This is a genomic window from Acinetobacter baylyi DSM 14961 = CIP 107474, assembly GCF_000368685.1.
Lineage (GTDB): Bacteria > Pseudomonadota > Gammaproteobacteria > Pseudomonadales > Moraxellaceae > Acinetobacter > Acinetobacter baylyi.
Genome location: NZ_KB849626.1, coordinates 374,581 through 400,129 on the forward strand (window position 1 = coordinate 374,581; position 25,549 = coordinate 400,129).

At 40.7% G+C, this 25,549-nt stretch carries 21 protein-coding genes and 2 pseudogenes; 12 read left to right on the plus strand and 11 right to left on the minus strand.

Annotation, left to right across the window (positions count from 1 at the left end):
* Positions 1–71: 71 nt before the first annotated feature.
* Positions 72–947, minus strand: a complete 876-nt coding sequence (locus F952_RS05940) for a LysR family transcriptional regulator (protein WP_004923931.1) — start codon at positions 945–947, stop codon at positions 72–74.
* 108 nt (positions 948–1,055) lie between these two features.
* Here F952_RS05940 and F952_RS05945 point away from each other — a divergent pair, with 108 nt between their 5' ends.
* A complete protein-coding gene (locus F952_RS05945; RefSeq protein WP_004923932.1) occupies positions 1,056–1,958 on the plus strand; it encodes a DMT family transporter in 903 nt (300 codons plus the stop codon).
* A 67-nt stretch (positions 1,959–2,025) separates the two neighbouring features.
* Positions 2,026–2,310: pseudogene (locus F952_RS16850) on the plus strand (YciI family protein).
* A 181-nt stretch (positions 2,311–2,491) separates the two neighbouring features.
* Here F952_RS16850 and F952_RS05950 read toward each other — a convergent pair.
* The 4 genes and pseudogenes from F952_RS05950 to glyQ form a co-directional block, all read right to left on the minus strand.
* Positions 2,492–3,496: a hypothetical protein gene (locus F952_RS05950; protein WP_004923942.1), complete on the minus strand. Its 1,005-nt coding sequence runs from the start codon at positions 3,494–3,496 to the stop codon at positions 2,492–2,494.
* Positions 3,497–3,508: 12 nt separating this feature from the next.
* A pseudogene (locus tag F952_RS17170) lies at positions 3,509–3,586 on the minus strand (SEC-C metal-binding domain-containing protein); the annotation flags it as partial.
* Between the two features lie 129 nt (positions 3,587–3,715).
* Entirely contained in the window at positions 3,716–5,785 is a 2,070-nt protein-coding gene (gene glyS, locus F952_RS05955; RefSeq protein ID WP_004923947.1) for a glycine--tRNA ligase subunit beta, read from the minus strand.
* Entirely contained in the window at positions 5,785–6,762 is a 978-nt protein-coding gene (gene glyQ / locus F952_RS05960) for a glycine--tRNA ligase subunit alpha (RefSeq protein ID WP_002044989.1), read from the minus strand. The genes glyS and glyQ overlap by 1 nt, the downstream gene beginning before the upstream one ends.
* 172 nt (positions 6,763–6,934) lie before the next feature.
* Here glyQ and F952_RS05965 point away from each other — a divergent pair, with 172 nt between their 5' ends.
* Both F952_RS05965 and F952_RS05970 read left to right on the plus strand, forming a co-directional pair.
* Entirely contained in the window at positions 6,935–7,915 is a 981-nt protein-coding gene (locus tag F952_RS05965; RefSeq protein WP_004923950.1) for a CE1 family esterase, read from the plus strand.
* Positions 7,916–8,000: 85 nt separating this feature from the next.
* On the plus strand, positions 8,001–9,119 hold the full coding sequence (locus F952_RS05970) for an HPP family protein (RefSeq protein WP_004923953.1): 1,119 nt from the start codon (positions 8,001–8,003) through the stop codon (positions 9,117–9,119).
* Between the two features lie 68 nt (positions 9,120–9,187).
* Here the strand turns inward: F952_RS05970 and F952_RS05975 are convergent, their stop codons facing one another.
* Positions 9,188–9,457 (minus strand): PspC domain-containing protein, encoded by a 270-nt coding sequence (locus tag F952_RS05975; protein WP_004923967.1) that lies wholly within the window; start codon positions 9,455–9,457, stop codon positions 9,188–9,190.
* A gap of 302 nt (positions 9,458–9,759) precedes the next feature.
* Between F952_RS05975 and F952_RS05980 the strand changes: the two genes are divergently transcribed.
* Complete coding sequence (locus tag F952_RS05980; RefSeq protein WP_227499411.1) at positions 9,760–10,410, plus strand: hypothetical protein; 651 nt, start codon at positions 9,760–9,762, stop codon at positions 10,408–10,410.
* Between the two features lie 41 nt (positions 10,411–10,451).
* Here the strand turns inward: F952_RS05980 and F952_RS05985 are convergent, their stop codons facing one another.
* Positions 10,452–12,275, minus strand: a complete 1,824-nt coding sequence (locus tag F952_RS05985) for an acyl-CoA dehydrogenase C-terminal domain-containing protein (RefSeq protein ID WP_004923975.1) — start codon at positions 12,273–12,275, stop codon at positions 10,452–10,454.
* A 237-nt stretch (positions 12,276–12,512) separates the two neighbouring features.
* Between F952_RS05985 and F952_RS05990 the strand changes: the two genes are divergently transcribed.
* On the plus strand, positions 12,513–14,789 hold the full coding sequence (locus F952_RS05990; RefSeq protein WP_004923978.1) for a hypothetical protein: 2,277 nt from the start codon (positions 12,513–12,515) through the stop codon (positions 14,787–14,789).
* 87 nt (positions 14,790–14,876) lie between these two features.
* On the opposite strand, the gene F952_RS05995 is transcribed toward F952_RS05990, so the two are convergent.
* Complete coding sequence (locus tag F952_RS05995; protein ID WP_004923981.1) at positions 14,877–16,589, minus strand: electron transfer flavoprotein-ubiquinone oxidoreductase; 1,713 nt, start codon at positions 16,587–16,589, stop codon at positions 14,877–14,879.
* A 185-nt stretch (positions 16,590–16,774) separates the two neighbouring features.
* On the opposite strand from F952_RS05995, the gene F952_RS06000 reads away from it, so the two are divergent.
* The 5 genes from F952_RS06000 to F952_RS06020 all read left to right on the plus strand — a co-directional run bounded on the left by F952_RS06000 (position 16,775) and on the right by F952_RS06020 (position 21,196).
* On the plus strand, positions 16,775–17,386 hold the full coding sequence (locus tag F952_RS06000; RefSeq protein ID WP_004923983.1) for a DUF1285 domain-containing protein: 612 nt from the start codon (positions 16,775–16,777) through the stop codon (positions 17,384–17,386).
* 46 nt (positions 17,387–17,432) lie between these two features.
* Complete coding sequence (murI, locus tag F952_RS06005; RefSeq protein ID WP_011182746.1) at positions 17,433–18,311, plus strand: glutamate racemase; 879 nt, start codon at positions 17,433–17,435, stop codon at positions 18,309–18,311.
* 106 nt (positions 18,312–18,417) lie between these two features.
* Entirely contained in the window at positions 18,418–19,455 is a 1,038-nt protein-coding gene (locus tag F952_RS06010; RefSeq protein ID WP_004923995.1) for a DUF4062 domain-containing protein, read from the plus strand.
* A 58-nt stretch (positions 19,456–19,513) separates the two neighbouring features.
* Positions 19,514–20,536 (plus strand): ferrochelatase, encoded by a 1,023-nt coding sequence (gene hemH / locus F952_RS06015; RefSeq protein ID WP_004923997.1) that lies wholly within the window; start codon positions 19,514–19,516, stop codon positions 20,534–20,536.
* A 15-nt stretch (positions 20,537–20,551) separates the two neighbouring features.
* Positions 20,552–21,196 (plus strand): MBL fold metallo-hydrolase, encoded by a 645-nt coding sequence (locus tag F952_RS06020; protein ID WP_004924001.1) that lies wholly within the window; start codon positions 20,552–20,554, stop codon positions 21,194–21,196.
* A 42-nt stretch (positions 21,197–21,238) separates the two neighbouring features.
* On the opposite strand, the gene F952_RS06025 is transcribed toward F952_RS06020, so the two are convergent.
* The 3 genes from F952_RS06025 to ribA form a co-directional block, all read right to left on the minus strand.
* Positions 21,239–21,445, minus strand: a complete 207-nt coding sequence (locus F952_RS06025) for a hypothetical protein (protein WP_004924004.1) — start codon at positions 21,443–21,445, stop codon at positions 21,239–21,241.
* 212 nt (positions 21,446–21,657) lie between these two features.
* Positions 21,658–22,596 carry an oxygen-dependent coproporphyrinogen oxidase gene (hemF, locus tag F952_RS06030; RefSeq protein ID WP_004924005.1) on the minus strand — a complete coding sequence of 313 codons (939 nt, stop codon included), beginning with the start codon at positions 22,594–22,596 and terminating at the stop codon, positions 21,658–21,660.
* A gap of 114 nt (positions 22,597–22,710) precedes the next feature.
* The gene (gene ribA, locus F952_RS06035; RefSeq protein WP_004924006.1) at positions 22,711–23,313 is read right to left on the minus strand and encodes a GTP cyclohydrolase II; all 603 of its coding nucleotides are present in this window, start codon (positions 23,311–23,313) and stop codon (positions 22,711–22,713) included.
* A 301-nt stretch (positions 23,314–23,614) separates the two neighbouring features.
* Here ribA and dxs point away from each other — a divergent pair, with 301 nt between their 5' ends.
* A complete protein-coding gene (gene dxs, locus F952_RS06040) occupies positions 23,615–25,528 on the plus strand; it encodes a 1-deoxy-D-xylulose-5-phosphate synthase (protein ID WP_004924019.1) in 1,914 nt (637 codons plus the stop codon).
* Positions 25,529–25,549: the final 21 nt, after the last annotated feature.

Sequence of the window (25,549 nt, forward strand, 5' to 3'; positions counted from 1 at the left end):
GTCTATCTTGTTGTGTATTTTCTTGAGTATAGCGAATTTTTGACTTGAGAATAAAATCAAAATGGTAATTTTCATTGATTTTTTTCTAAAAATTCGAGCGTCAAGAGCTTAAGAAAGGCATCTCGGGCTTTATGATTTAGAATTTTCTGATGCCAGAAAAAATGAACAGGAATAGTGGCCAGACGATCAAACTCATAACTGCACAATTGAGGAAGATTTTTATATTGTGCATAGATACTTTTTGGAATCAGAGATACACCTAAACCTGCACTCACACAGCCTATGATAGTGGCGTAATTGGTGATACTGGTTATCGGTAGTGAAATATGTTTGAGTTTTAGCCATGTTTCCAATGCTGCACGATAAGGACAGCCTTCAGTCCACATAAAGATTTCTTTGTTGATCAAATCTTCCTGATTGCGGATGATACCCATTGATGCAGGTGCAATCAGCACCATATTTTCCTGATATATTTCAACCTTATTTAAACATGGAAAATCAATTGCACCAGCCACCATGGCCGCATCCAGTTTATGCTGGCTGACATCCAGTAACAGTTGTTTCCACGTTCCTGTAATAATTTGAATTGAAACATCTGGATAGTGCTGATGATACTGTGCCAAAAGGCGTGGTAAATGGGTGCTGGCTGAGGATTCTATCGCGCCAATTCTGAGTGGGCCAGAAGGTGGTGCATCAGGGTGGATACTACGTTTTGCTTCATCACATAAGGCTAAAATCTTATGGCAATATTCCAGAAAAATTTCACCTGATGGTGTCAGTTTGAGTGTTTTACCTTCCCGATAAAATAGCGGTGATCCTAGTTCTTCTTCAAGTTGTTTAATACGCGTTGTGATATTGGATGGTACGCAATGTAGTTGCATTGATGCCTTAGCCATTGTTCCGCATTCAACCACGGTTTGGAACATTTTTAACTGAGTGATATCCATGTTTTATCATTCACTTTTAATGAATATTTGACTCAATATAAGTTAATTTTATTTAACTATCCATGTGCATATGATGAAAGTGTTCCATTTCACTAGTGCAGATTTAACATGGCAATTTCTCTTGCTGCCGAAACTCAGCCTCCCGCATTTAAGCTCTATTTATGTATTGCAGTGACTGTCTTTTGTTGGGGCTATTCACCTATTGGTGTACATAATGCCTTGCACTCATATACACCGCAGCATATTGCCTTGCTTCGTTTTTTGATTGCATCGTTTTTTTTACTGCTTTTGGTCATGAAAAAAGGCATTCAACCTTTAAAGTGGAAAGATGCTCCTGCGCTTGCTGTATTAGGTTTTTTCTCTGTAACTCTGCATCATTTGCTTATAAATACAGGGCAGCAATATGTAAGTGCAGTCGCATCTAGTATTTTGAGTCAATCTATTCCTTTATTTACTTTTATTATTTCAGCTTTGCTGTTTAAGGAAAAAATCGTTTTCAAACAGTGGTTGTGTATTTTATTGGGACTTGGCGGCGCCGTGTTAGTGGTCAGTGGAGATCATGGTTTTGGTGTACCGAGCCCTTACAGTCTAATGATTGTGTTAGCCGCAATTGCATGGGGTCTGTACTTTAATTTATATAAAAAATTTGCTTTAAATTATGATGCATTGAGCATGATGTGCTACATCATCTGGTTCGGGACTATTCCTTTACTATTTTATAGTGCTCATTTGCCTAGTGAAATTTTACATGCTACTTGGCAAGCCAATATGTCGATTGTTTTATTGGGTATTTTTCCAAGTGCGATGGCTTATGTACTGTGGGGATATGTACTTAAAAATATGCCGTTAACGATTGCATCGAATTTTTTATATTGTTCGCCGATTGTCGCAATGAGTTTGGCAGTTGTTTTCTTAAATGAAAAACCATCCATGATTGTGCTGCTCGGTGGTGTGATGATTGTGGGGAGTTTGGTGTGGATGAATTGGGGGAATCGGCGTACTATCAAATAAGCTACAGATCATTAAATGATCTGTAGCTTAACGCTATGTCATGTACTATTTCCTTTAAGAGAATGAAATGATTGTTGTTACCTTGACCTATAAAAAACCGTTAGCCGAAGTTGATGCTGTACTCAAAGAGCACATTGCCTTTTTAGATCATTACTATGAACAGAAGTAATTTTTGGCATCAGGACATCGAGAAAATAGAGTAGGTGGGGTGATTTTGGTTTTAAGTTCTTCGATTCAAGAAGCTGAAGAAATCATGAAAAATGATCCGTTTTATATTCATGAGGTGGCGGATTATGATTTTATGTGGTTTGAGCCATCAAAAAGTTTAGAAGAAATTAAAAAGCTTGTTTGATTTTTAAGTGAGGAATTTTGTATGCCGATCTCATCCTATTGATATATATTGTATTAGAATGAGATATTGTAAATATAAATAGGTAGAGAAAAAACTTATACAGTAATCTCATATAAATGCTATAAAGTTAATCCTTACCTAAAATAAAAAAGTTCTAGAGTAATAGGGTTTAGTAAATAAATTATAAAAACTTATGTGTTAAATATTGTAGTGCTTCTAGATGATCTTGGATATTTAAAGTGACATTGCTTTCGAAACCCTCTACATATTCTATTAATTTTTTAAGATGATTTCTTTTTTCATCAGGTAAACTATCCCACCATGAAGGTGTAATAAATACATTTTCTGTATACATTAGGATAAGTGCTATAAGTTTATGATTTATTAAATGTGATTCAGAAAATATAGAATTGGAGAAAATTTTACCATACTCATCTTCTTCTGCAAGCCAGCTTATTAATACATATCCAATATCATCAAAAATAAAGCTATTCAAAAATAAATTTTTCGCATTAGTTGTGTTGTCTAATTTTTGCAATCTTTCTAAATTTAAGTTGAACTCAGGACTAATCATTGAGCTACATAAAATATTTTGTGGGTTTTCTAAGGTTATTAAGCAATGCTTCATTTTATCTGAAGTATTTTCAATAATATCACTGTGTAGTAGAGCTTGAATTTTTTCTAATTTAATCAAAGAGTTTTTATTAAATGCAATTTCTTTATTTGAACTCATTTGAATTCGATATTGATCAAGTAAATTTTTTCCTTTATCCATATTTTCTTTATAAAATGAAAACTTTTTAATAACTTTAATTTTTTTAAATATTTCTAAGCAGAGTGCTCTGTAGCCTAATTTAAGTAGTTGACTGCTAGAAGCTGTAAATTTTCCTGTTTCAAAGTCGCTAAAAAGGTTGGTATCATGCTTGTTGCAGAAGCCATAAAAAACAGAAGCTTCATTAACGCCTATATCTTTCATATTTACTTTATATTTAATTGTATCCATTTGTGGATTATAGACTTTATTATTTCTTGAAATTTTTCGTAAAAATAGTTCTTTTGAAACAGAATGAGCTTTAATAATACCATTCGAGCAATTATTATCAAATTGATTAAATAAGCATAACTTTAAATCCTTATCTATTTTTTTAAGATGAACTTGTTCCTCTTGTATGGTTAATGGGACCATTTTTTCTCTATCTAAATGACAGTTTTTAAATTTTTTCCCAGAGTCGCACCAACATTCCTCATTTCTAGAGTTACTTGAAGTATAGCTTATTACTTCTAAGTAGCGTTTTCATTTTAAATGCTACTGAATTCATAATTATATTAACTTTATAAAAATTTAAATAAAAACCCCACTAATTTTATAGCGGGGTTTATTTTAAAGATCAAGTATTATAAATACTTAACCCTGCAACACACTCACATCAGCCACAACAGTAAACAAGTGACGCAACTGAGCCAATAAACGTAAACGGTTTGCTTTTAGGTCAGCATCATCTGCCATAACCATTACACCATCAAAGAATGCATCAATCGGCGCGCGAAGTGCTGCAAGCTTAGAAAGTGCAGCAGTATAATCTTTTGCTGCAAGTAATGGTTCAACAGCAGGGGTAACTGCTTGAAGTTCAGCGAATAATGCTTTTTCAGCATCTTCAACCAAGTTTGCTTCAACCACAGAACCTTCTGGTGCCGCTTCTTTTGCAAGAATATTCGCAACACGTTTGTTCGCAGCAGCAAGTGCGGCAGCTTCAGGTAGCGCACGGAAGTGGTTAACAGCATTTACACGCTTGTCAAAATCAAGTGGAGACTTCGGTGCAAGTGCTTGAACCGCTTGAAGTACGTCAACCGCAACGCCTTGGTCTTCGTACTTGGCACGGTAACGACCTTCCAAGAATGCAACCGCATCAGCAAGAGTCTTGTCGTGGTCTTTCACGATATCGCCATAGCCTTGAAGTGCAAGATTAACCAATTCTTCAATGGTTACGTCTAGCTCATTTTCAATGATTAAACGCAAGATACCAATTGCTGAACGGCGAAGGGCAAATGGGTCTTTAGAACCTGTCGGTGCTTGTCCAATACCGAAAATACCAACAAGCGTATCTAAACGGTCAGCAAGGGCAATCGTTGTACCTGTTTTGGTTTTTGGTAAAACATCACCCGCAAATTTTGGTAAATATTGCTCACCTAAAGCTTCTGAAACTTCAGTGTTTTCGCCTTCAATACGTGCGTAGTAAGTACCCGCAATCCCTTGAAGTTCTGGGAACTCACCAACAAGCTCAGAAGTTAAATCGCATTTAGCAAGTAAGGCTGCTTTTTCAGCGTCTGCTGGGTTTGCACCAGTGATCGGAGACAACGCAACAGCAAGTTTAGCAATACGTGTTGATTTATCCCAAAGCGTACCAAGCTGTGCTTGGAATACCATGTTTGCTAATTTTTCTTTACGAGATGCAAGCGGTTGCTTTTGATCTTGTAAGAAGAAGAATTCAGCATCAGATAAACGAGGGCGAACAACTTTTTCATTACCTTCAATAATTTGAGTCGGGTCTTTAGACTCAATATTTGAAACAGTAATGAAGTAAGGCTGTAATTTACCTTCGCTATTGATCAAGCAGAAATACTTCTGGTTGTCTTGCATCGTTGTAATGAGTGCTTCTTGAGGAACAGCAAGGAAGCGCTCTTCAAAGTTTGCACGAAGAGCAACTGGCCATTCAACGAGGCTTGTTACTTCATCAAGTAAGTCAGCTGGAACAATCGCAGTCGCGTTCACTTCATCAGCTAACTTTTTCACTTGTTCTTGAATGGTTGCTTGACGTTTTTCAAAGTTCGCAACAACGTAAGCTTTTTCTAAAGCCGCTAAATAGTCATTTGCATGCGCTAAAGTTACAGCTTCAGGTGCATGGAAACGGTGACCATACGTCACGTTACCTGCTTGATGGTCTTGAATGGTTGCTTCAATGATTTGATCATCTTTAAGTAATACTACCCATTTTACAGGACGTACAAATTCGGTACGGCTTGCCGCAGAGCGCATACGCTTAGCAATTGGTAAATTGTCTAATGCAGTCTGTAAAATCTGTGGAAGTAAAGCATCAAGAGTTTGACCTTTCACATCTTTTAAATAGCAAACTTTTTCAACTTTACCTGCTTGGAATGTTGAAACTTGATCAGCGGTAATACCTTGACCACGCATAAAGCCTTCAAGAGCTTTGGTTGGTTTGCCTTCAGCATCATACGCAGCTTGAACAGCAGGGCCATCAAAACGCTTCTGTGTGTCCGCTTGTGCGCCGTCTACATCGACAATTTTAAGCGCTAAACGACGTGGCGCTGCATAAGCTTCAATTGATGCAAATGCTAAACCTGCATCTTTTAAGCCTTTTACCGTTTCTGCCTGTAATGCATCACGTAAAGTTTTCAGGCTTTTTGGTGGAAGTTCTTCACAGCCAAGTTCGAATAAAACAGTATGTTTGCTCATTAGTTTTTCTCCGCCTTTGCTGCTTCACTTTCAGCTTGTGCTTTTAACTGTGCCAATACTTCATCACGCAAATGTGGTTCTGCCATTGGGAAGCCAAGCTCTGCACGCGCTTGTACATAACTTTGTGCAATAGCACGCGCTAAAGTACGTACACGTAAAATGTAACGCTGACGCTCAGTCACAGAAATTGCGCCACGTGCATCAAGCAAGTTAAAGGTATGAGACGCTTTAACAACTTGCTCATAAGCAGGAAGAGAAAGTTTTGCTTCAATTAAACGGTTTGCTTCTGATTCGTAAAAATCAAACAGTTCAAATAGTTTTTCAACTGGCGCATATTCAAAGTTATAAGTCGATTGCTCAACTTCATTTTGATGGAATACGTCGCCGTAAGTCACAGTACCAAATTGGCCTTTGGTCCAAACAAGGTCATACACCGAGTCAACGCCTTGAAGGTACATGGCAAGACGTTCCAAACCGTAAGTGATTTCACCTGTTACTGGGTAACATTCAACACCACCGACTTGTTGGAAGTAAGTGAACTGAGTGACTTCCATACCATTTAACCAAACTTCCCAGCCCAAGCCCCAAGCGCCAAGTGTTGGAGATTCCCAGTTGTCTTCTACGAAACGAATATCATGGGTAAGCGTATCAATCCCGATGGCTTTTAAAGAATCAAGATAAAGCTGTTGGATGTTGTCTGGGTTTGGCTTAAGTACGACCTGAAACTGATAGTAGTGCTGCAGGCGGTTCGGGTTTTCGCCATAACGCCCATCTTTTGGACGACGTGAAGGTTGAACATACGCCGCATTCCATGTTTCAGGCCCTAAGGCACGTAAGAATGTTGCGGTGTGGAATGTTCCAGCGCCCATTTCCATGTCGTAAGGCTGGAGAACCACACAGCCTTGCTCGGCCCAGTAATTTTGTAAGGCAAGAATTAAGCCTTGAAATGTATCAATATGCGATATGGCGCGACTCATGGTGCATCCATTAAAAAATCAGAGAAAAATTGCGTTCAAGTATAAGGATTTTGCAGGAGAGTGGCAAAGGTTCTATGTACTCCTCAGCAAGAAAAAATATCAAAAAGCTTTATTTCTTTTTGATGGTTTGCGCATATATTGTGAAATAAAAATAATGCGATGGTCATTTGTTATGTTTTCTTGGCAGTCAAAATATAAGCGTCTAAATCGATGGACTGTGCCGTTATTTTTATCGATAAATCTGTTTTCAACAGCCGTAGAAGCGGGCTTGTTTCAAGATCAAATCGTTAAAAGGATTGAACAGTCATTAAAATATCGTCAGTTAAATATTCAGCACCAGGCATTAATCGTAGACCATATTCGGCGTTTTTATCAAATTTATAATCCAGCACCTGATCACAAAAATCTGCCTGTCGTAATTGCTTTGCATGGCGGTGGTGGTAATGCCACACAAATGATTAAACGTTTTCAAGATCAAGCCCAACAACATAAATTTTTATTGGTTGCACCTCAAGGCGTCGGGCCTTCCGATCAAAAGGGCGTATGGAACAGCGAAGGGTGTTGTGGTGAAGCCATGCAACAGCAGGTCAATGATATTGAATTTATCAAACAGTTGATTGCCGAGTTGCAGCAGCATTATTCAATTGATAAAACACGTATTTATGTTACAGGGTTTTCAAATGGTGGTATGTTGACTTATCAGCTTGCCAATAGATTAAGTCCGCAACTGGCAGCTGTCGCCGTTGTTTCAGGCGCAATGTTTGAGGGTCAACCCAGAGGTTTAAAGGTTATACCCATTCCCATGATGATTATTCATGGTGAACGTGATCCTGTTGTGTCTGTACAAGGCGGGATCAGTTCAATTCGATTTGTGGCAAGGGCACAGCATGCACCATTTCAACCTTTGTCTTATACCTTAAATTACTGGAAAAATACCAACCAATGTAAGTCAATGTTGGAGCAGCAGATCAATGCATATTTAAGTATTGAGTCGGGTCAGCATTGTAAGGCTCCACTGCTCGTTTACCATTTACTAGAAGGTAAACATGTTTGGCCAACGTCCAGCAACCGTTATGAAAGAATTGACGCTTCTGAGCAAATCTGGAATTTCTTTAAAGGATTTTCACGACCTGATTCTTATTCTACACACTAAGATGAAGATATAATTTAAATACATTTTAAGATTAGTTTGCATATACTACCGACACTTGGTCAGAAAAATTACACCTAGGTGAGATGTGAATCTTATAAAACAGGACTGGTTTTCAGATTTAAAACCCAACTTTAAAGTGCTTTCTTTCAAAGAGCGTTTTCTTTGCGCTGTAGGAGCATTACTTGGTCTTGCTATATCCTCATGGATCAGCTGGTCTGTGCTCGGTGGTCTCAACGTATGGTATATCGCGCCAATGGGGGCATCATCTGTTTTACTTTTTGCTGTGCCATCAAGTCCCCTGGCTCAACCCTGGAATGTGATCGTTGGAAATTTATTGGCAGGTCTGATTGGTGTGAGCTGTGCCATGTGGATTCCAGATTTAACCACTGCATTTAGTCTGGCTGTGGGATTGGCGATTTTTCTGATGATGAGTACAGATTCATTGCATCCGCCGAGTGGTGCAGTTGCGATTACGGCGGTACTGGGTGGCAAGGCTATTCACCAATTGGGCTATTATTTTGTGTTGTACCCAGTTTTACTCAATTCTGTATTATTGTTGGCTTTTGCCGTTTGTTTCAATCGTTTAATGGGACGTCATTATCCTTATCCCAAGCAGATAAATAGCCGTTCAAAAGATCCGACACCTACTCAAAAAGTAGGCATTCAGCCACAGGATATTCAGCGTGCTTTAAATGAACAAACGGAGCTACTTGATATTAGCCAGTATGATCTGGAAAAAATTATTCTGGAAGCACAGGAGCTTGCTAACGAGCGCCGGGTTATTCATTTTGTCTGTCGGGATATTATGACTAAAGATGTAATCACCCTGTATCAGGAGGATGATATTCATCAGTCATTAGATAAATTCAAGCATGTTAATTTAATGAGTTTACCCGTTATTGATGCAGAGCAACAGCTTGTAGGCACACTCGCATTGTACGATGTGGTGGAATGGTTTAAACGTGCGGCAGATCCGAGAGCACCTTGGGAATTTATGGTGAAGCAAATCATGAATCGGAAAGTTGTGACCGTCAACCCAGAACAGCCTATTCAGGATCTGGTGCCTTATTTTGTAGAAAAATCCTTTAATTATATTCCTGTACTTGAGAAGGAAAAATTAGTTGGAATAATTAGTCGTGCGGATATGATTGCAGCTTTACAGCAACAACTGATCAATCTGAATATAGAGCATTCTACTCAATAAAAAAAAGCTACGGTTGAGCTTAGGGGGTAACAACCGTAGCGACCAAGTGCGGTCAAAAGGTTTGGTGTTTATCGGCGTTGATGATCTTCATGAACAGTACGAACGGGATGTTCATATCCTTTCATCGCTTGATATTCAAGTTGCTGTGGTCGTTTGGGAATCACTAGCCAAAGAATCAGGTATACAAGAATCCCTGGAAAAGCAGCACTCATGACTGAAACCACAACAAAAATAAGTCGTAATAAATTTGCATTCCAACCAAAACGTTCAGCAATACCGCCCATCACACCGGCGATGATATGTTGTCGGTTTGAACGATATAAACCCGCATTGGCCATTTAAATAATCTCCTCAGATAAAATATACAAACCTTGTTGAATATCATGTCTGTATATTTATATGGATGGGGCAAGCAAGCTATTTTTAAAGACACATTACCAATAAAAAAGTTAATTTATGTAAGTGAAACCCATAATTCACCATGATATATTTTAGAATTGCACCAATTTTAAACAATGGACGTTATATTGAGTTTGTTTCATTGAACAAACTGATTGTTTTAGCCAATTTTTATTTTTCTCTCCATGGCATTGAATTTTGAAATATCCTTGCCTTGTGCTGTTAAATGGTACCTTGTGATATGAATATGAATTTTTTTTCATCGTCACAGCAGATTAAACTGCCGAAATTGATATATCTGAGTGTGCTGGGTATAAATTTAAGTGCCTGTGATATGGGGCATTCGACCTCTGAGCATTTTAATCCGCACATCCATCATTCTGAAGTTTCAACTACTGATACGGGTAAGAAATTGTCTGATGTTGCAGGGCAGGCGACTTTGCCTGAAACACAACATCCATCTTCAAATCAGCCTAAGCTCTCTAAAGAAGCATTAGCTTATGTGGGGCGTTATCATTTTCAAATGTCCTGTGAAGATTCTCTTAACGTATGTGATCAAAGCGATGCAGAATATATTTTGACTTTGTTGGCGGATGGCACAGCTCATCAGACGATAATAGGTCTGGGGCGTCTTGCGTCTGAATCCAGCATCAAAGCAAAAAACATTTATCGTCAGGATCGCTGGGATTTTGATAAGCATCAGCATGAAATCGTCATTGCTTTACAAGAAGGCGTTGAGGTTTATTACCAAATAGAACCTGATCATGACTTGAAATTCAATCTTGTTAGAACAATTGACCGTAATCGTGATGAAAATAGACAATATTTTGATCAGGACTATCCTTTGCCTAAGTATGAGTATGTACTTAAAAAAGCCACCAATGAAGAATAAAAAAGAGCACGCAAGGTGCTCTTTTTTATTCGTGTAACAGATTAGTAATCAAAACTAAAATGTTCAGATTGCAATGACATTAAGGTGCGTGAAGGATTGACCATGGCTTCGGCATGTCCTTGGGTACGTGGAAGCAGACGCTCGAAATAGAAATCTGCCACTTTAATTTTGGCTTTATAGAATTCTGGTGTTTCTTTACCATCACCCGCTTCTAGTTTTTCAGACGCGATAACGGCCTGTTGTGCCCAAAAATAAGCCAGCATGACGTAACCTGAGAACATGAGATAATCGACAGAAGCAGAAGATACGATATCGCGGTCTTTACGGGCGGCTAGCATGATACGAACGGTCAAGGTATTCCACTGTGCACATAGCTTGGTTAAATCCCACGCAAAACGGCGTAAGTATTTATTACGTGCGTGGCGACCACAGAATTTTAAGATTTCGGCAGTATAGTCACGAACCACTTTACCTTTTGAAGAAAGAAGTACTTTACGTCCAATTAAATCGAGCGCCTGAACCCCTGTAGTTCCTTCGTAAAGCGTTGCAATACGAGCGTCGCGTAGGATTTGCTCCATGCCCCATTCTTTAATATATCCGTGACCACCAAACACTTGCATACCGTGGCTGGCTGCTTCTAAACCGAGTTCTGTTAAAAAGCCTTTTAAAATAGGGGTATAGAACCCAAGTTTGTCATCATATTCTTCAAATTTGGCTTGATCACCAATAATGAGCGCATCTGCCATTTTATCTGCAAGCTGAGCCGCATGATAAATCATGGCACGACCACCTTCAGCAATTGCTTTTTGAGTCAATAGCATGCGGCGTACATCGGCATGGTGGATAATCGCATCTGCGACTTTATCTGGGTCTTTTTTACCTGAAAGTGCGCGCATTGACATACGTTCTTTGGCGTAAGGTAATGCACCCTGATAAGACAGCTCTGCATGTGCAATCCCTTGAACTGCTGTACCAATACGAGCAGTGTTCATAAAGGTGAACATTGCATGCAGACCCTTGTTAATTTCACCAATCAGATAACCTGTTGCACCATCAAAATTAAGGACCGCAGTGGCAGAGGCTTTGATTCCCATTTTATGTTCAATGGATCCACAAGCGACGGTATTGCGCTCACCGACACCGCCATCCTGGGTTGGAATAAATTTTGGAACAATAAATAATGAAATACCGCGTGTACCCGCAGGTGCATCTGGAAGACGTGCTAAAACAATATGAATAATGTTTTCAGTTAAATCATGCTCACCCGCAGAAATAAAGATTTTGGTCCCTGAAATCTTGTAGGTTCCATCTGCTTGTGGTTCTGCCTTAGTTTTGACTTGTCCTAAGTCAGTACCACATTGTGGTTCGGTTAGGCACATGGTACCCGACCATGTCCCTGCAACTAGGTGTGGCATATAGGTATTTTTCTGGTCATCTGTACCAAACTGCATAATGGTATTCATACAGCCCATACTTAAGCCTGGATACATGGTAAATGCCCAGTTGGCTGTCCCCATCATTTCAGATTTGATCAGGTTGAGCGACATCGGCAGGCCTTGACCACCAAACTCTTCTGGATAAGACAGACCTTGCCAGCCACCTTGCACAAACTGGTCATACGCCTCTTTATAGCCTTTAGGTGTACGAACTTCGCCATTCTCAAAATGACAACCTTCATCATCACCTGTTTGGTTCAGTGGTGAAAGTACATTTTCACAATAATCTGCTGCACCTTCAAGAATCATATCAATGGTATCTGGATCTGCATTTTCACCATTGGACAATGTTTTATAGTGAGCAGAATAGTCAAATACTTCATTCATTAAGAAACGAATATCACGGAGCGGGGCTTTATACGCTGGCATAGTCTTTATTCCTAAATTGTTTTATATAGATGGGCTCTATTCATGATTTGATTATTCCTACTCGGCATCAAAAATACATTGATAAAGTGCTTTGAAAAAAATGTCAGAAAAGCGAATTAAGATCAAAGTCGGTTTATGCTTTGTATTTTTTTCTGTTAAAGTCGGAGTCCTTTGGTTTGATGCAAAAAACAGCATCCTTGCTTTGAAACTATAACTATATTAAAGGTGTAATGCGTAATGATACGTCTAAAATATTTAACATATTGTTTATTGGGAATCAGCCTTTCAGCATGTACCCAGCATGTCATTAAAACCAATCCAGCGCATAAGTCACTGGATCAGCAAGTAGTTTCTGGTCTAAACGCCATGTATGACTATCCAGGCTATGACTATAGCGGTCAATTTAATATACAGGTAGATTCTTTAAATCCAGCAGCACAGCACAACCAAAAAACAGCTCATGCCGCTTTGGATGCAGATGTACAAAAAAAGATTGATCAATTTCTAGCAGATCAAAAAATTAAATTGAGTGCTCAAGATAAACAAGCCCTTTATACAGCCATTGCCAAACAGAAAGATTCAGCGGGACTAGGTTCATCGCGCGCTGAAAAGATGGCAGAGACCTTGCTGAATATTTTGAATGATCTTCAATTTAAATATGATGGTTCAATTCACTATCGGGAGCGGATTGGAAGTTTTAACCTTACAGCACGTTATGAAAAGCCGACCTTGCTCGTTCAGGCCAAAGTGCCTATGATTCTGGATTTTAAAGATTATCGCTTTTATACCAATTATTTTGCAGTTATGCCTTATCTGGTCAATCGAGATAGTCAGGATAGTCTTGCTTATATTGATTTTTCTAAGTATTCAGATCAATTCAAAAATGTTGATGTTAAGAAGTTTGCAGAATATCTTAAAGCATCCACAGCCGTGAGTTATACGCTTGCCAAGCCAGAACAATTTCAAAGACTGAGTCTGAGCAAAGCTGATCAGGCAAAAGGTGTGGTAGAGAAAGTTCGTTTAAATACCACAATTGAAGCATTGTTGTTACAAGCCAGCATGTTTGAGCAAGTAAACCAAAAATATTTTACGCAATCCATTCTCGGCATTCAGCAAAACCCTCTTGAAAAATGGGCAGAAGACAAGGCAACCGCGATTCAAACGCAACATAAAGATTCAGAGAATGTGCTTGCACCAGAAGATCAAGCCAATGCTGCTGCTTTAACACTTTACACTTTGCTGAATCAAAAACTCAATTTACAAGATACTGATGCATCAGAAGAGGAGGTTGCACACGCTGAGCCTGAATCTGTACAGGATCAATCCGATACTGTTGCTGAAAATGGATTTAGTGCACAGGACTGCGAAGCACTAAGAGCCTCAAATCAATCTATTGCCGTAGGTGACGTCACTTCGTGTCTGCAACAAAACGGGATAGATATATTGTCTAAAACACAACAAAATGGACTCATTTCGCTTTTGGCTATCAAAAGTCAACTTGCAAAAACATTTGCACAGTATGATCAGAATCAGTTTGTAGATGACAAAACGTTTAAGACATTATGGTTGAAACATCTTCCTGAAATTGAGCAGGCGCTTGCTGCACAAAAAACGATGAACCCAATGACCATGGATGTAGGGCTTGATGCACAAGGTCGTGCTGTAACAATAGATTATGGTGCGACTTATGTGTTGGAAAGCAGCCATAAAAAGCTGAATTTTCACGCTGATACTTTTATACAAAATTATGGTCATGCCACGCCAATTGATACTAAACAGTTAAAACAAGCCAAATCACTCAAAGAAGTGAGCAAGGGGTCGATGATTGAAGGATTGATTGGCAATCTAAGCAAGAGTTTAGGACAGCAAGATTCAGTTTTAAATTCATCTAAAGTATCGGCCTTGCCTTGGAAAGATCAGTTAAATCAATTGGCTGAACATACTTATGATCAAACGCGGTCTTATGAAAAGACCTTTAATGCCGTATTTATTGCAAAGTTGAGTGCTGAATCTCCAGAATATGTCAAACGCTACTCACCTCAGGATTTAAATGAGATTGGGCGGGTGTATGCATATTGGTATGCAGATGAAAAAATAAATACGATTGATGCAAAAGGTCTGGTCGTGATCGAAAAATTGCAACAAAAGCATAAGTTGCAATACGAAGATCAATTTGATGATGAACTGGGATACGAAGTAGATCGGATTGTCATGCAGGCGATGCAAACAAAAGAGGAGCGCCAGCATTGGAACACCCTAAAACAGAAATTAAAAAGTCAGCCCCAACACTTGTTTGCGCAGCAATATGTGTACCTGTTTAACAAAGATAATCAACTGGATGCTATACAGCGTAAGCAACTGGCTCAGACCGCAATTCTATTGGGTCGAGTATTTGTAGATGCCCGTCATGGCAAACTGACCGAAACGTCTTTACAAGGAATACAACAAGAGCATTTAGAATATATTGATTACGATTTATTCAAGCAAGTTTATGTTCAAGTATTGAATCAATAATTTTAGACATAAAAAAACTGGATCTTGTATCCAGTTTTTTTATGTCAGTGCAAAAGCAATATTTTGCAGATGAAAATTATTCTAAAATCACATATTTGGGTAATTCGGCCCACCGCCACCTTCAGGCGTCACCCATGTGATATTCTGAGATGGATCCTTGATATCACAGGTTTTGCAGTGCACACAGTTGGCTGCATTGATCTGAAAACGCTTGTTGCCTTCACCTTCATCCACAATTTCGTACACACCCGCAGGGCAGTAGCGCTGAGCTGGCTCATCCCATCTCGGTAGATTCACCGCCACAGGAATACTGGCATCGGTCAGTTTCAAGTGTGATGGCTGATTTTCTTCATGTACCGTATTGGATACAAATACCGAAGACAAACGGTCAAACGTCAGCTTGCCATCTGGCTTTGGATAATTCGGTTTAAAGGTGGCTTGATCCTGAGTTTTCAGTGCGCTGTAGTCAGGCTGAAGATCGTGCAGAGTGAATGGAACTTTAAAAATGTTCTGATCCACAAAGTTAAATGCACCACCAATCCATAAACCAAACTTGTGCATGGCTGGACCAAAATTACGACTGCGGTGTAACTCTTCTTTAAGCCAGCTCTTATCAAATTTCTGCGTGTAGGCGGTGAGCTCCTTATCAAACAAATCTTCACCTTCAACGACACGGGCAATGGCTAGATCACCGCCTTTTTCGACACCACGTGCAATCGCTTCAAATACGGCTTCACCGCAAAGCATGCCAGATTTCATGGCCGTATGTGAGCCTTTGATTTTCGCAAAGTTCAAAAAGCCTGCATCATCACCAATCAGACAACCACCTGGGAAAGTCAACTTGGGCAGTGAGTTTAAGCCACCTTTGACCACAGCACGTGCACCGTAAGAAATACGCTTACCACCTTCCAGATACTGTTTGATCAGTGGGTGGGTTTTCCAGCGCTGCATTTCCATAAACGGGAACATATGCGGATTTTCATATGATAAATCCACGATCATGCCCAAAGTCACCTGATTATTCTCGGCATGATATAACCACCAGCCACCAGAAGAACCCGTTTCAGACAATGGCCAGCCAGAACCATGCATCACCAGACCTGGTTTATGCTTGGCAGGATCGATTTCCCAAAGCTCTTTAATCCCGATACCGTAATGCTGCGGGTCAGCCTCCTGATCCAGATTAAACTTATTGATCAGGCGCTTGCCTAAATGACCACGGCAACCTTCGGCAAACAGCGTATATTTGGCATGCAGTTCATAACCTGGCGCAAAGTTATGCGTTGGTTCGCCATCCTTGCCAATACCCATATCACCGGTCTGAATGCCTTTAACCGTACCATCAGCATGATACAGAATCTCGGCAGCAGCAAAGCCTGGAAAAATCGAGACTTCAAGCTCTTCCGCCTTCTGGCCTAACCAGCGCACCACATTGCCCAGCGAGATGACATAATTGCCATCATTGTGCATGGTTTTAGGCACCATCCAGTGCGGTGCTTCCTGAGATTTCTCATCCGACATCAGGAAATAGGTTTTATCCTCAGTCACCGGGACATTGAGCGGCGCACCTTCTTCTTTCCAGTTGGGGAAAAGTTCATTGATGGCACGAGGTTCAAGCACTGCACCAGAGAGGATGTGAGCACCTACTTCGGAACCTTTTTCGACGACGCAGACGGACAGATCAGGTAAATTATTTTCAATCGCGAGTTGGCGAATTTTAATCGCAGCAGATAGACCGGCAGGTCCAGCACCAACGATCACTACGTCAAACTCCATCGCTTCGCGTTCGATGTGTTCCATGTAGGACTCCTCATATTGCTAAGGGTGGCAACCGTAATTCAACATTCGGTGCTGCCATGAGTGTTCTTAATGTCTAGACACAAGCCGATGATCGTGTCTTTAATAGTTTGGGCTAGTATAGATTTAAACCTTCATCTAGCCAATTGGCTGAGTCGTTATATTTTCTCGTCAGCAAGGCATAAACTATGGTAAATCAAAATAATTCAGCACAGTCGGTGGAAAAAACACCATCTGTGGATGATAAAAACTTAATGAACATTGCACAATACTTAAAAGGTGTACAGCAAAGTCACAAAAGGTCAATCCCACCTCTTGACCAATGGCATCCAAAGCATTGTGGCAAAATGGATTTGACCGTAAAAGCCAATGGAGAATGGTGGCACGAAGGTCAATTGATCAAGCGTCAGGCATTGCTTGACCTATTTTCCAGCGTACTCTGGAAAGAGGAGGGCAAATTCTATCTGAAAACACCTGTTGAGCAAATCGAAATTGAGGTGGAAGATGAGCCTTTATTGGTCAGTCAGGTCGATCAAGTCGATATCGATGGCAAGTTATATTTGCAATTGACCACGACCAATCAGGATGTTGTGGTGGTGGATGATCAGCATCCTATCTTTATGCGTGATTATGCGGGCGAGCGTCGTCCATATGTTCACGTGCGTTTTGGTATTAATGCTTTGATTCAACGTCATGTTTTTTATCATCTGGTCGAGTTAGGAGAGCTTGATGAAACTGAACAGGGAAAAGCCATTTTAGTATTAAAAAGTGGTGATTTGCTCTTGCAATTAGACAGTTGAGGTTTAAGCTTTAAGCTCAGATAAATCTTGTACTTGAAGTGCTGAAATGACTGCAATATTTCCCGTTTCCCTAGAGCTTGAACCAATGCCAAAAGCCACAGCCGATGCGCCTATTGGTATTTTTGACTCGGGAATTGGTGGGCTGTCGATTGCTCAGGAAATTGCAAATTATTTGCCGAATGAACAGATTGTCTACTATGCAGATACTGCATTTGTTCCTTATGGGCCTCGTCCAGATCATGAAATTCGTCAGTTGACGGCACGTGGTATTGAGTGGCTTTATCGTCAAGGCTGTAAAATGGCGGTTGTGGCCTGCAATACGGCTTCTGCTTTTAGTTTAGATGGTTTACGCGAGCATTATGGCGAATCTTTCCCTATTGTCGGGCTGGTTCCTGCATTGAAACCTGCGGTATTGCAAAGCCAGTCCAAAGTCGTTGCTGTACTTGCCACGCCTGCTACCTTTCGTGGTCAGTTGATCAAGGACGTCATTTATCATTTTGCCTTACCTTCAGGGGTTCAGGTTCTTCCTGTCACTTGTCTTGAACTGGTACCTTTGATTGAAGCAGGGCAGCAAATGAGTCAACCGTGTCTGGATCTACTCCGACAGATACTGACTCCTGTGATTGATCAAGGAGCTGATTATCTGGTTCTTGGCTGTACGCACTATCCTTTTCTCAAAGATGCCATTCATTATTTATTTGGTAATCGTTTAACATTGATTGACTCAGGCGCACCTGTGGCGAGGCAAACCGCACGTATCTTGATTAAACATCAATTGTTATGTGAAAAAAAACGAACAGGTCATTTGAGAATAGCATGTTATGTCAGTGGGCAAGAGGTTGAGGCATCAGGTAAAGTGATCCAGCATCTCATGCTTCCTCATTTGTCATGGACGATTGAGAAAATTCAGGCTTCTATCAGTTAAACGTATTCTTGAAATCGTTTGACTCAGGAAATAATCCTGTTAAAAAGAAGATGAAGCAAACTTATTATGGCGAAACATAACTTGATTGGTGGAAAAGGAATACCCCATGCTTGATCGGCGTTATCAGGTTTTTGTTGCAACATCTGGTTTAGACATGTCTCCAGAGCGTAGAATTGTTGCCCAGACACTTATTGGAATAGGTTTTTCCTCTTGGTGTGTTGAGCATCGTACACCTGTGAGTACTGCAATTGCACGTCGCCAAATTGATGAAAGCGATTATGTGGTGATTTTACTTGGAAGTAAGTACGGTGATTGTTCTGTATCTGGGGTAAGCTATATGCATCTCGAATATATTTATGCAATCACCAAACAAAAACCAATTATCGTATTTATACATGCCGATCCAAGAAATCGGCCTGATGAACTACAAGAAACATCACTACAAGCCAAAGAAAAATTTAACAACTTTCGTAAGCAGCTTCAGCATGAAGTGGATCAAGTGTTTTTTTATCGTGATTTGCGTGATCTTGAGCTGATTGTACGTGCCAATATGCTGCATATGCTGGAATGTTTTCCTGTGTTGGGCTGGATTCGGCCCCAGAATATGCAGATTCTTCAAGATCGGATTGACGCGTTAAACGCTAAAGTTAACCAATTAGAGCGTGAGTTAAAAAAATGCGAGCATGATATGGTCGCGATCTGTGATGTATCTGTGGAGGACATTTATTGTTTTCGATATCGGATTCAGGCCTATCAGGATGGTTATGTTCATGAAATGGAGCATGAACGCAGTGAAGATTGGGGCCAACTTCTGTATGTATTGTCAAAAGTATTTAAAACACTCATGCCTGAAGAATGTTTTGCAAAATGTCTCAATGATTATTTAAATGAAACAGCGTTGGCTGAGCTTCGGATTACTATGCCACAGGTTTATGCTGTAGGGCGTGCACAGATTCAGGTCCAGCATTTGTACCACATCAAATTGCAAATGCGCCAAAATGAGTGGATTCTGCCTGCTCACCGTGATGAACGTCATCGTATGCTTTGGAAACTCTCCAGCAAAGCACATGAAATATTAGAAACATATATTCAGCAACAGAATCGAAATTTTCAATTAAATTCTAATTCATATTCCAATTTATAAATCTGACTGAAACCTGTTACAGTTCATGCAATGATAGATTTTTGCAATAGGACACGATATGCCGATTTTCCCTAAACCGAAAGTTACGGTGATTTTGGCAAATTTGGGAACACCTGATGTACCCACTGCATCTGCAGTGAGAGCATTTCTAAAACAGTTTCTTTCCGATCAGCGTGTGATTGAAATTCCGAAATTACTTTGGAAAATTATTCTATATAGTTTTGTGCTGCCTTTTCGCCCTAAGCGTGTTGCACATGCATATGCAAGTGTATGGGGGCAAGATTCACCAATGCGTGAGATTCTGTTTGCGCAAACCGATGCTTTAAAGCGACAGTTAATTTCGCATTACCCACAGCTTGATCTCAATATTGTTCCAGCCATGACTTATGGAAATCCAGGGGTTCAGCATATTTTGAAAGATCTGGCTGCATCACCGCAGGAACATGTGATTCTATTGCCATTATTTCCTCAATATTCTGCTACATCTACCGCACCGCTTTATGATGCATTTGCCAACTGGATACCCAAGCAAAGACATTTACCGGGCTTGACTATTATTAAGGATTATTATCGCCATCCTGTGTTTATTCAGGCGCTGGTCAGTAGTGTGCAGCGATTTCAGCAACAACATGGCAAGCCTCAAAAATTACTCATGTCATTTCACGGGATTCCTCAGCCTTATGCTGATAAGGGTGATCCTTATGCAGATCGTTGTCGTGAAACTGCTCGATTGGTCGCAAAACAACTTGGACTTACACCTGATGATTGGGCGATCAGTTTTCAATCCAGATTTGGTAAACAAGAATGGGTCAAACCTTATACAGATGAATTGTTGACAACATGGGCAGCCAATGGAATTAAATCGGTACAGATCTTGAGTCCAGCATTTTCGGCAGATTGCCTGGAAACCTTGGAAGAGCTCGAAATTCAAAATGCCGAATTGTTTCTTGAGGCGGGTGGTACAAGTTACCAGTATATTCCAGCATTGAATACTTCCGTTGAGCATCTGGAGCTATTGCGTCAATTGTTACAGGCACATCTGGATGCACTCAATTACAGTCTGGCCTATTCGGCACATTAATTTAAGGAGAATTTGATGTTGCAAGTAAAAATTGTTCCTGTAACAGCATTTGCCCAAAACTGTTCGATTTTGTGGGACAGTGAATCAAAAGAAGCCGTATTAATTGATGCAGGCGGAGAGGCCGTTAAGCTTAAACAGGAGGTTGAAGCGATGGGGCTAAAGGTCAAGGCATTGTGGTTGACACACGGGCATCTAGATCATGCGGGAGCAGTGGGTGAATTAGCTAAACTTTGGCAGGTTCCTGTGATTGGTCCGCATAAAGATGATCAGTTCTGGCTAGATATGATTCAGGATGTGTCAAAGCGTTACGGATTTCCGATTCCACAGCCTGTACAGGTTGATACTTGGCTAGAAGGTGGCGAAATACTAGAGCTGGGACAGACAAAGTTTGAGGTGAGATTTGCACCAGGGCATACGCCAGGTCATGTCATGTTTTACAGCCCAGAATATCATCTGTTATGGACAGGAGACGTATTGTTTAAAGGATCAATTGGACGTACAGACTTTCCTCGAGGCAATCATCAACAATTGATTGACTCAATTCAACGTGAATGTTTTAGCTTACCTGATGAAACGCAGTTTATTTCTGGCCATGGCCCTATGAGCACGATTGGTCATGAAAAAAAGTTTAATCCTTTTGTGGCAGGAAAAGCAGGTTAGGGTATGTGTAGATTAAATGCTTATGGATTAGGATTTGATGGTTCAAGGATTACAGATAGATTCGAGCTCTTCAACCACAAATTTGATCATGAGCATGAATAATCCAAATCCAGCCAATACGTTGACTGAGATTGAGATACCATCAGAGTAAATATTTTCAAACTCTAAGGTAATAATAGATGAAACGACCAAAACTGAAAGGATGATCCAGAATAGCATTCCGCGATGATGATCTAAGATGTGAAACATGTGAAAGCCTATTCAAAAAATTTTATTGAGTAAAACAAACCTTTGTGAAATAAGCATGACATAAATTGCCAGTTTACACTGTAAGCATCTTTCTGCGGTTTGTAATGACTGCGCGTACCTGCGCCAGAAGTCGTCCAGAATAAGCATAAACGATTCCTGTAAATAGACAAGAGACTATATCAATAAGAAATAGTCTCATTTGCAAGCGAATATTACAGTGTATTTAACCAGTCCTGCGGTTTAAGGTAGTAGTCGGTGAGCTTTTTTTCGGCAGAATCTGCATCCCATTCAGGACGATAAGACCACCCTGCCAGATTTGGCAGGCTGACTAAAATGGATTCAATACGGCCGCCTGTTTGTAATCCAAATAACGTACCGCGGTCATAGACCAGATTGTATTCAACATAACGACCACGACGATATAACTGAAATTCACGTTGCGCTTCGGTGTAAGGTTGATCACGGTGCTTTTCAAAAATAGGCACAATTGCTTCAAGATAACCATTTCCTACAGCTTGCATATATTGGAAGCAGGTTTCAAAATCCCAGCAATTCAGGTCATCGAAAAACAGACCCCCCACACCGCGCTGTTCATCACGATGTTTCAAATAGAAATAATCATCACACCACTGTTTATGCTCGGCATACACATCTTCTCCAAACGGTTGGCAAAGATCATGAGCTGTCTGATGCCAGTTTTTAATATCTTGTTCATCTGGGTAGAACGGTGTGAGGTCGAAGCCCCCACCAAACCACCAGATTGGATCTTGTCCTTCTGGCTCAGCGACAAATAAACGTACATTGGCATGTGAAGTGGGAATATGTGGATTTTTAGGGTGGATGACGAGAGATACCCCCAGTGCCTGAGCTTTTGCGCCAGCAATTTGTGGGTGTCGTTCTGTTGCAGAAGCTGGAAGTTTACTGATGTTAATGTGCGAAAACATCACACCGCCTTTTTCAATCACTTCGCCATTTTGTAAAACGCGTGAACGACCACCACCGCCTTCTGGGCGTTCCCAGTCGTCAATGACGAACTCTGCTGTACCGCCACCAAGTTGTTCTTGCTGTTCAAGGCTTGAGCAAATGCGGGCTTGTAAACCGAGAAGAAATTCACGGACGCGTTGAATATCAGCTGAAGTTGGGTTCTGCATGATGAGCCTCTTGGGAAAGAGCGAAAGGACTAATGACATCAAAACATAAAACCATAAAAAAAGTAAGGGATTTTTAACGATTATGATCCCTTACTGAGTGATCGGGTTAAGAAATTAGAAGTCATCCTTTTGATAAAGATGGGCCATGCGTTCTTTTTTTGTTTTTAGATACTGTTCATTAAATGGATTTTTCCCGACTGTTAATGGAACACGGTCTATCACATTAATACCTAAATCAGTCAATGCCTTTAATTTTAAAGGATTATTGGTGATTAACTTTACTTGTTTCACTTGTAGATGATCGAGCATGATACTGCACATATCATAACGTCTAGCATCTGCAGGCAGATTAAGCAATAAGTTGGCATCGACTGTATCGTGTCCTTGATCCTGCAAGGCATAGGCACGAATTTTGTTGGTTAATCCAATTCCGCGACCTTCTTGGCGCAAATATAAAATAACACCTTGTCCCACATCATTGATGAGCTTTTGAGTCGCTTGTAACTGTGGGCCGCAATCACATTTCAGAGAAGCGAAAGCATCGCCAGTCAGACATTCTGAATGGATACGAACCAGTACTGGGCCTGTTGGTGCTATTTCTAAACCTTTGGACAGAGCAACATGTTCTTCGCCTGTGACTGGATCTTGGAACACAGAAATATTGAAGTCACCAAACTTGGTCGGAAGTTTAGACGTCGCGACAAACTCAATAGCCACAAATTACTCATCTATCTGTTAAGGAAATCGGCTAAAGTATAGCTTAATGCTAGGACATTGGTAGAATTCTAATGCTGAATTTATACAGAACATTTTCTTTTTTGTAGAAAGCGGACGATAATAGTTGATAAATTGTGAGATTATTCAGGATAATCTACGCCACCACACGCACATACCTGTATGTGCTCAATACTGCATCGTTAGAAATGTGGCTGATTGAAGGTGATTTTATTCGATTTGAAGATCGGATTCCCATTTACCCAGCTTAGGATTTGCCAGGCTTAAGAAGGCTTTGCCACATATGTTGTATACCGAAATTCCAACTCACCGTCCTGTTACGCCATTGTTAGATGAGATCGATCATCCTCAACAATTACGTCAGCTCGAACAAAGCCAACTCACACAAGTGGCCGATGAGTTGCGTCAGTTTATTTTATATGCGGCAGGTCAAAGTGGGGGGCACTTTGGTGCCAATCTGGGCGTGATTGAACTCACTGTTGCATTGCATTACTGCTTTAATACGCCACATGATCGTTTGATCTGGGACGTGGGTCATCAGGCTTATCCGCATAAGGTGCTTACAGGCCGTCGTGAACAGTTAATGACGATTCGTGCTCAACATGGCCTAGCTGCTTTTCCCGCACGTGAAGAGTCGGTGTTTGATACCTTTGGGGTGGGGCATTCCTCGACTGCAATTTCAGCGGGTTTAGGTATGTCTTTGGCTCGTCGCTATCAGCAAAATCCATGCGAAGTCGTGTGCATTGTCGGTGATGGTGCCATGACAGCAGGTATGGCATTTGAAGCCATGAATGATGCCGTTGCCCATGATGCCGATCTTATGGTGGTGCTGAATGACAATGATATGTCTATTTCATGTAGTACAGGTGGTTTTGCTAGGCATCTTGCTGCCATATGGGAAAAAGGTCAGTTAGTCAATATTGATGAACATGGCGAAGCCTATGTTCAGCCTCATCCAAAGTGGACCTATAACTCTCGCTTACATCAATCTGCAACCGATGCGGCAGATAACCTGTTTAAAGCGATTGGGTTTGATTATTTCGGTCCGTTCGATGGTCATGATGTTGAACATCTGGTGCATGTATTCAATGCGCTCAAAAAACGTCAGGGCCCACGTTTAATCCATATTTATACCAAAAAAGGCAAGGGCTTCGAACCTGCCGAAGCAGACCCAATTACGTATCATGCAATCACCAAAATTACGCCTGTATCAATTGCACCCGTAAAAAAATCACCACCAAAATATTCAGATGTTTTTGGTCAGTGGTTGTGTGATGAAGCTGCGCAAGATGATCGTCTTTTGGCTATCACGCCAGCAATGTGTGAAGGTTCTGGCATGGTCAAATTTGCCAAGCAGTATCCTGAGCGTTTTTTTGATGTTGCAATTGCTGAGCAACATGCAGTTACTTTGGCCGCAGGAATGGCCTGTGAAGGGTTAAAGCCTGTCGTTGCAATTTACTCGACCTTTTTACAGCGTGGTTATGATCAGTTGATTCATGATGTTGCCTTGCAAAATCTGGATGTAACATTTGGCATTGATCGTGCTGGACTGGTCGGTGAGGATGGCCCAACACATGCGGGCGCTTATGATTATGCTTATATGCGGACCATTCCAAATCTGGTAATTATGGCGCCTAAAGACGAAAATGAATGTCGTCAGATGCTACATACGGCGTATGACTTTAACGGTCCAGCAGCCGTACGATATCCTCGTGGCGCAGGCTTGGGTGTGGAGATCCAGCAGGAGCTGACCAAGCTTGAAATTGGTAAAGCCGAGATGGTCTTACAATGTCATCCAGAGCATGATGAACACATTACAATTTTAGCTTTTGGTAGCCGTGTATCAGTTGCTATGGAGGCTGCACAGCAGTTGGCGCAGCTTCATGATATTGGAATTACAGTCGTCAATATGCGCTTTGTGAAGCCGCTAGACGAACAAATCATTCGTGATCTTGCGGAGCGGACCCAGCTTTTTGTGACTATAGAAGAACATGCAGTAATGGCAGGTGCAGGTAGCGCGGTCAATGAATATCTGGCCAAAGCACAAATTATGAAACCAACGCTTAATCTTGGCTTGCCCGATACCTTTATGGCACAAGCTACGCATACGCAAATGCTCAAGAATTGTGGTCTTGACGCAGAAGGTATTCAAGCTTCGATAGAAAAGGTTTGGTTAAGGATTGTTCAGGCTGTTTAGTTGGCTGCTTTAAAAAAACGA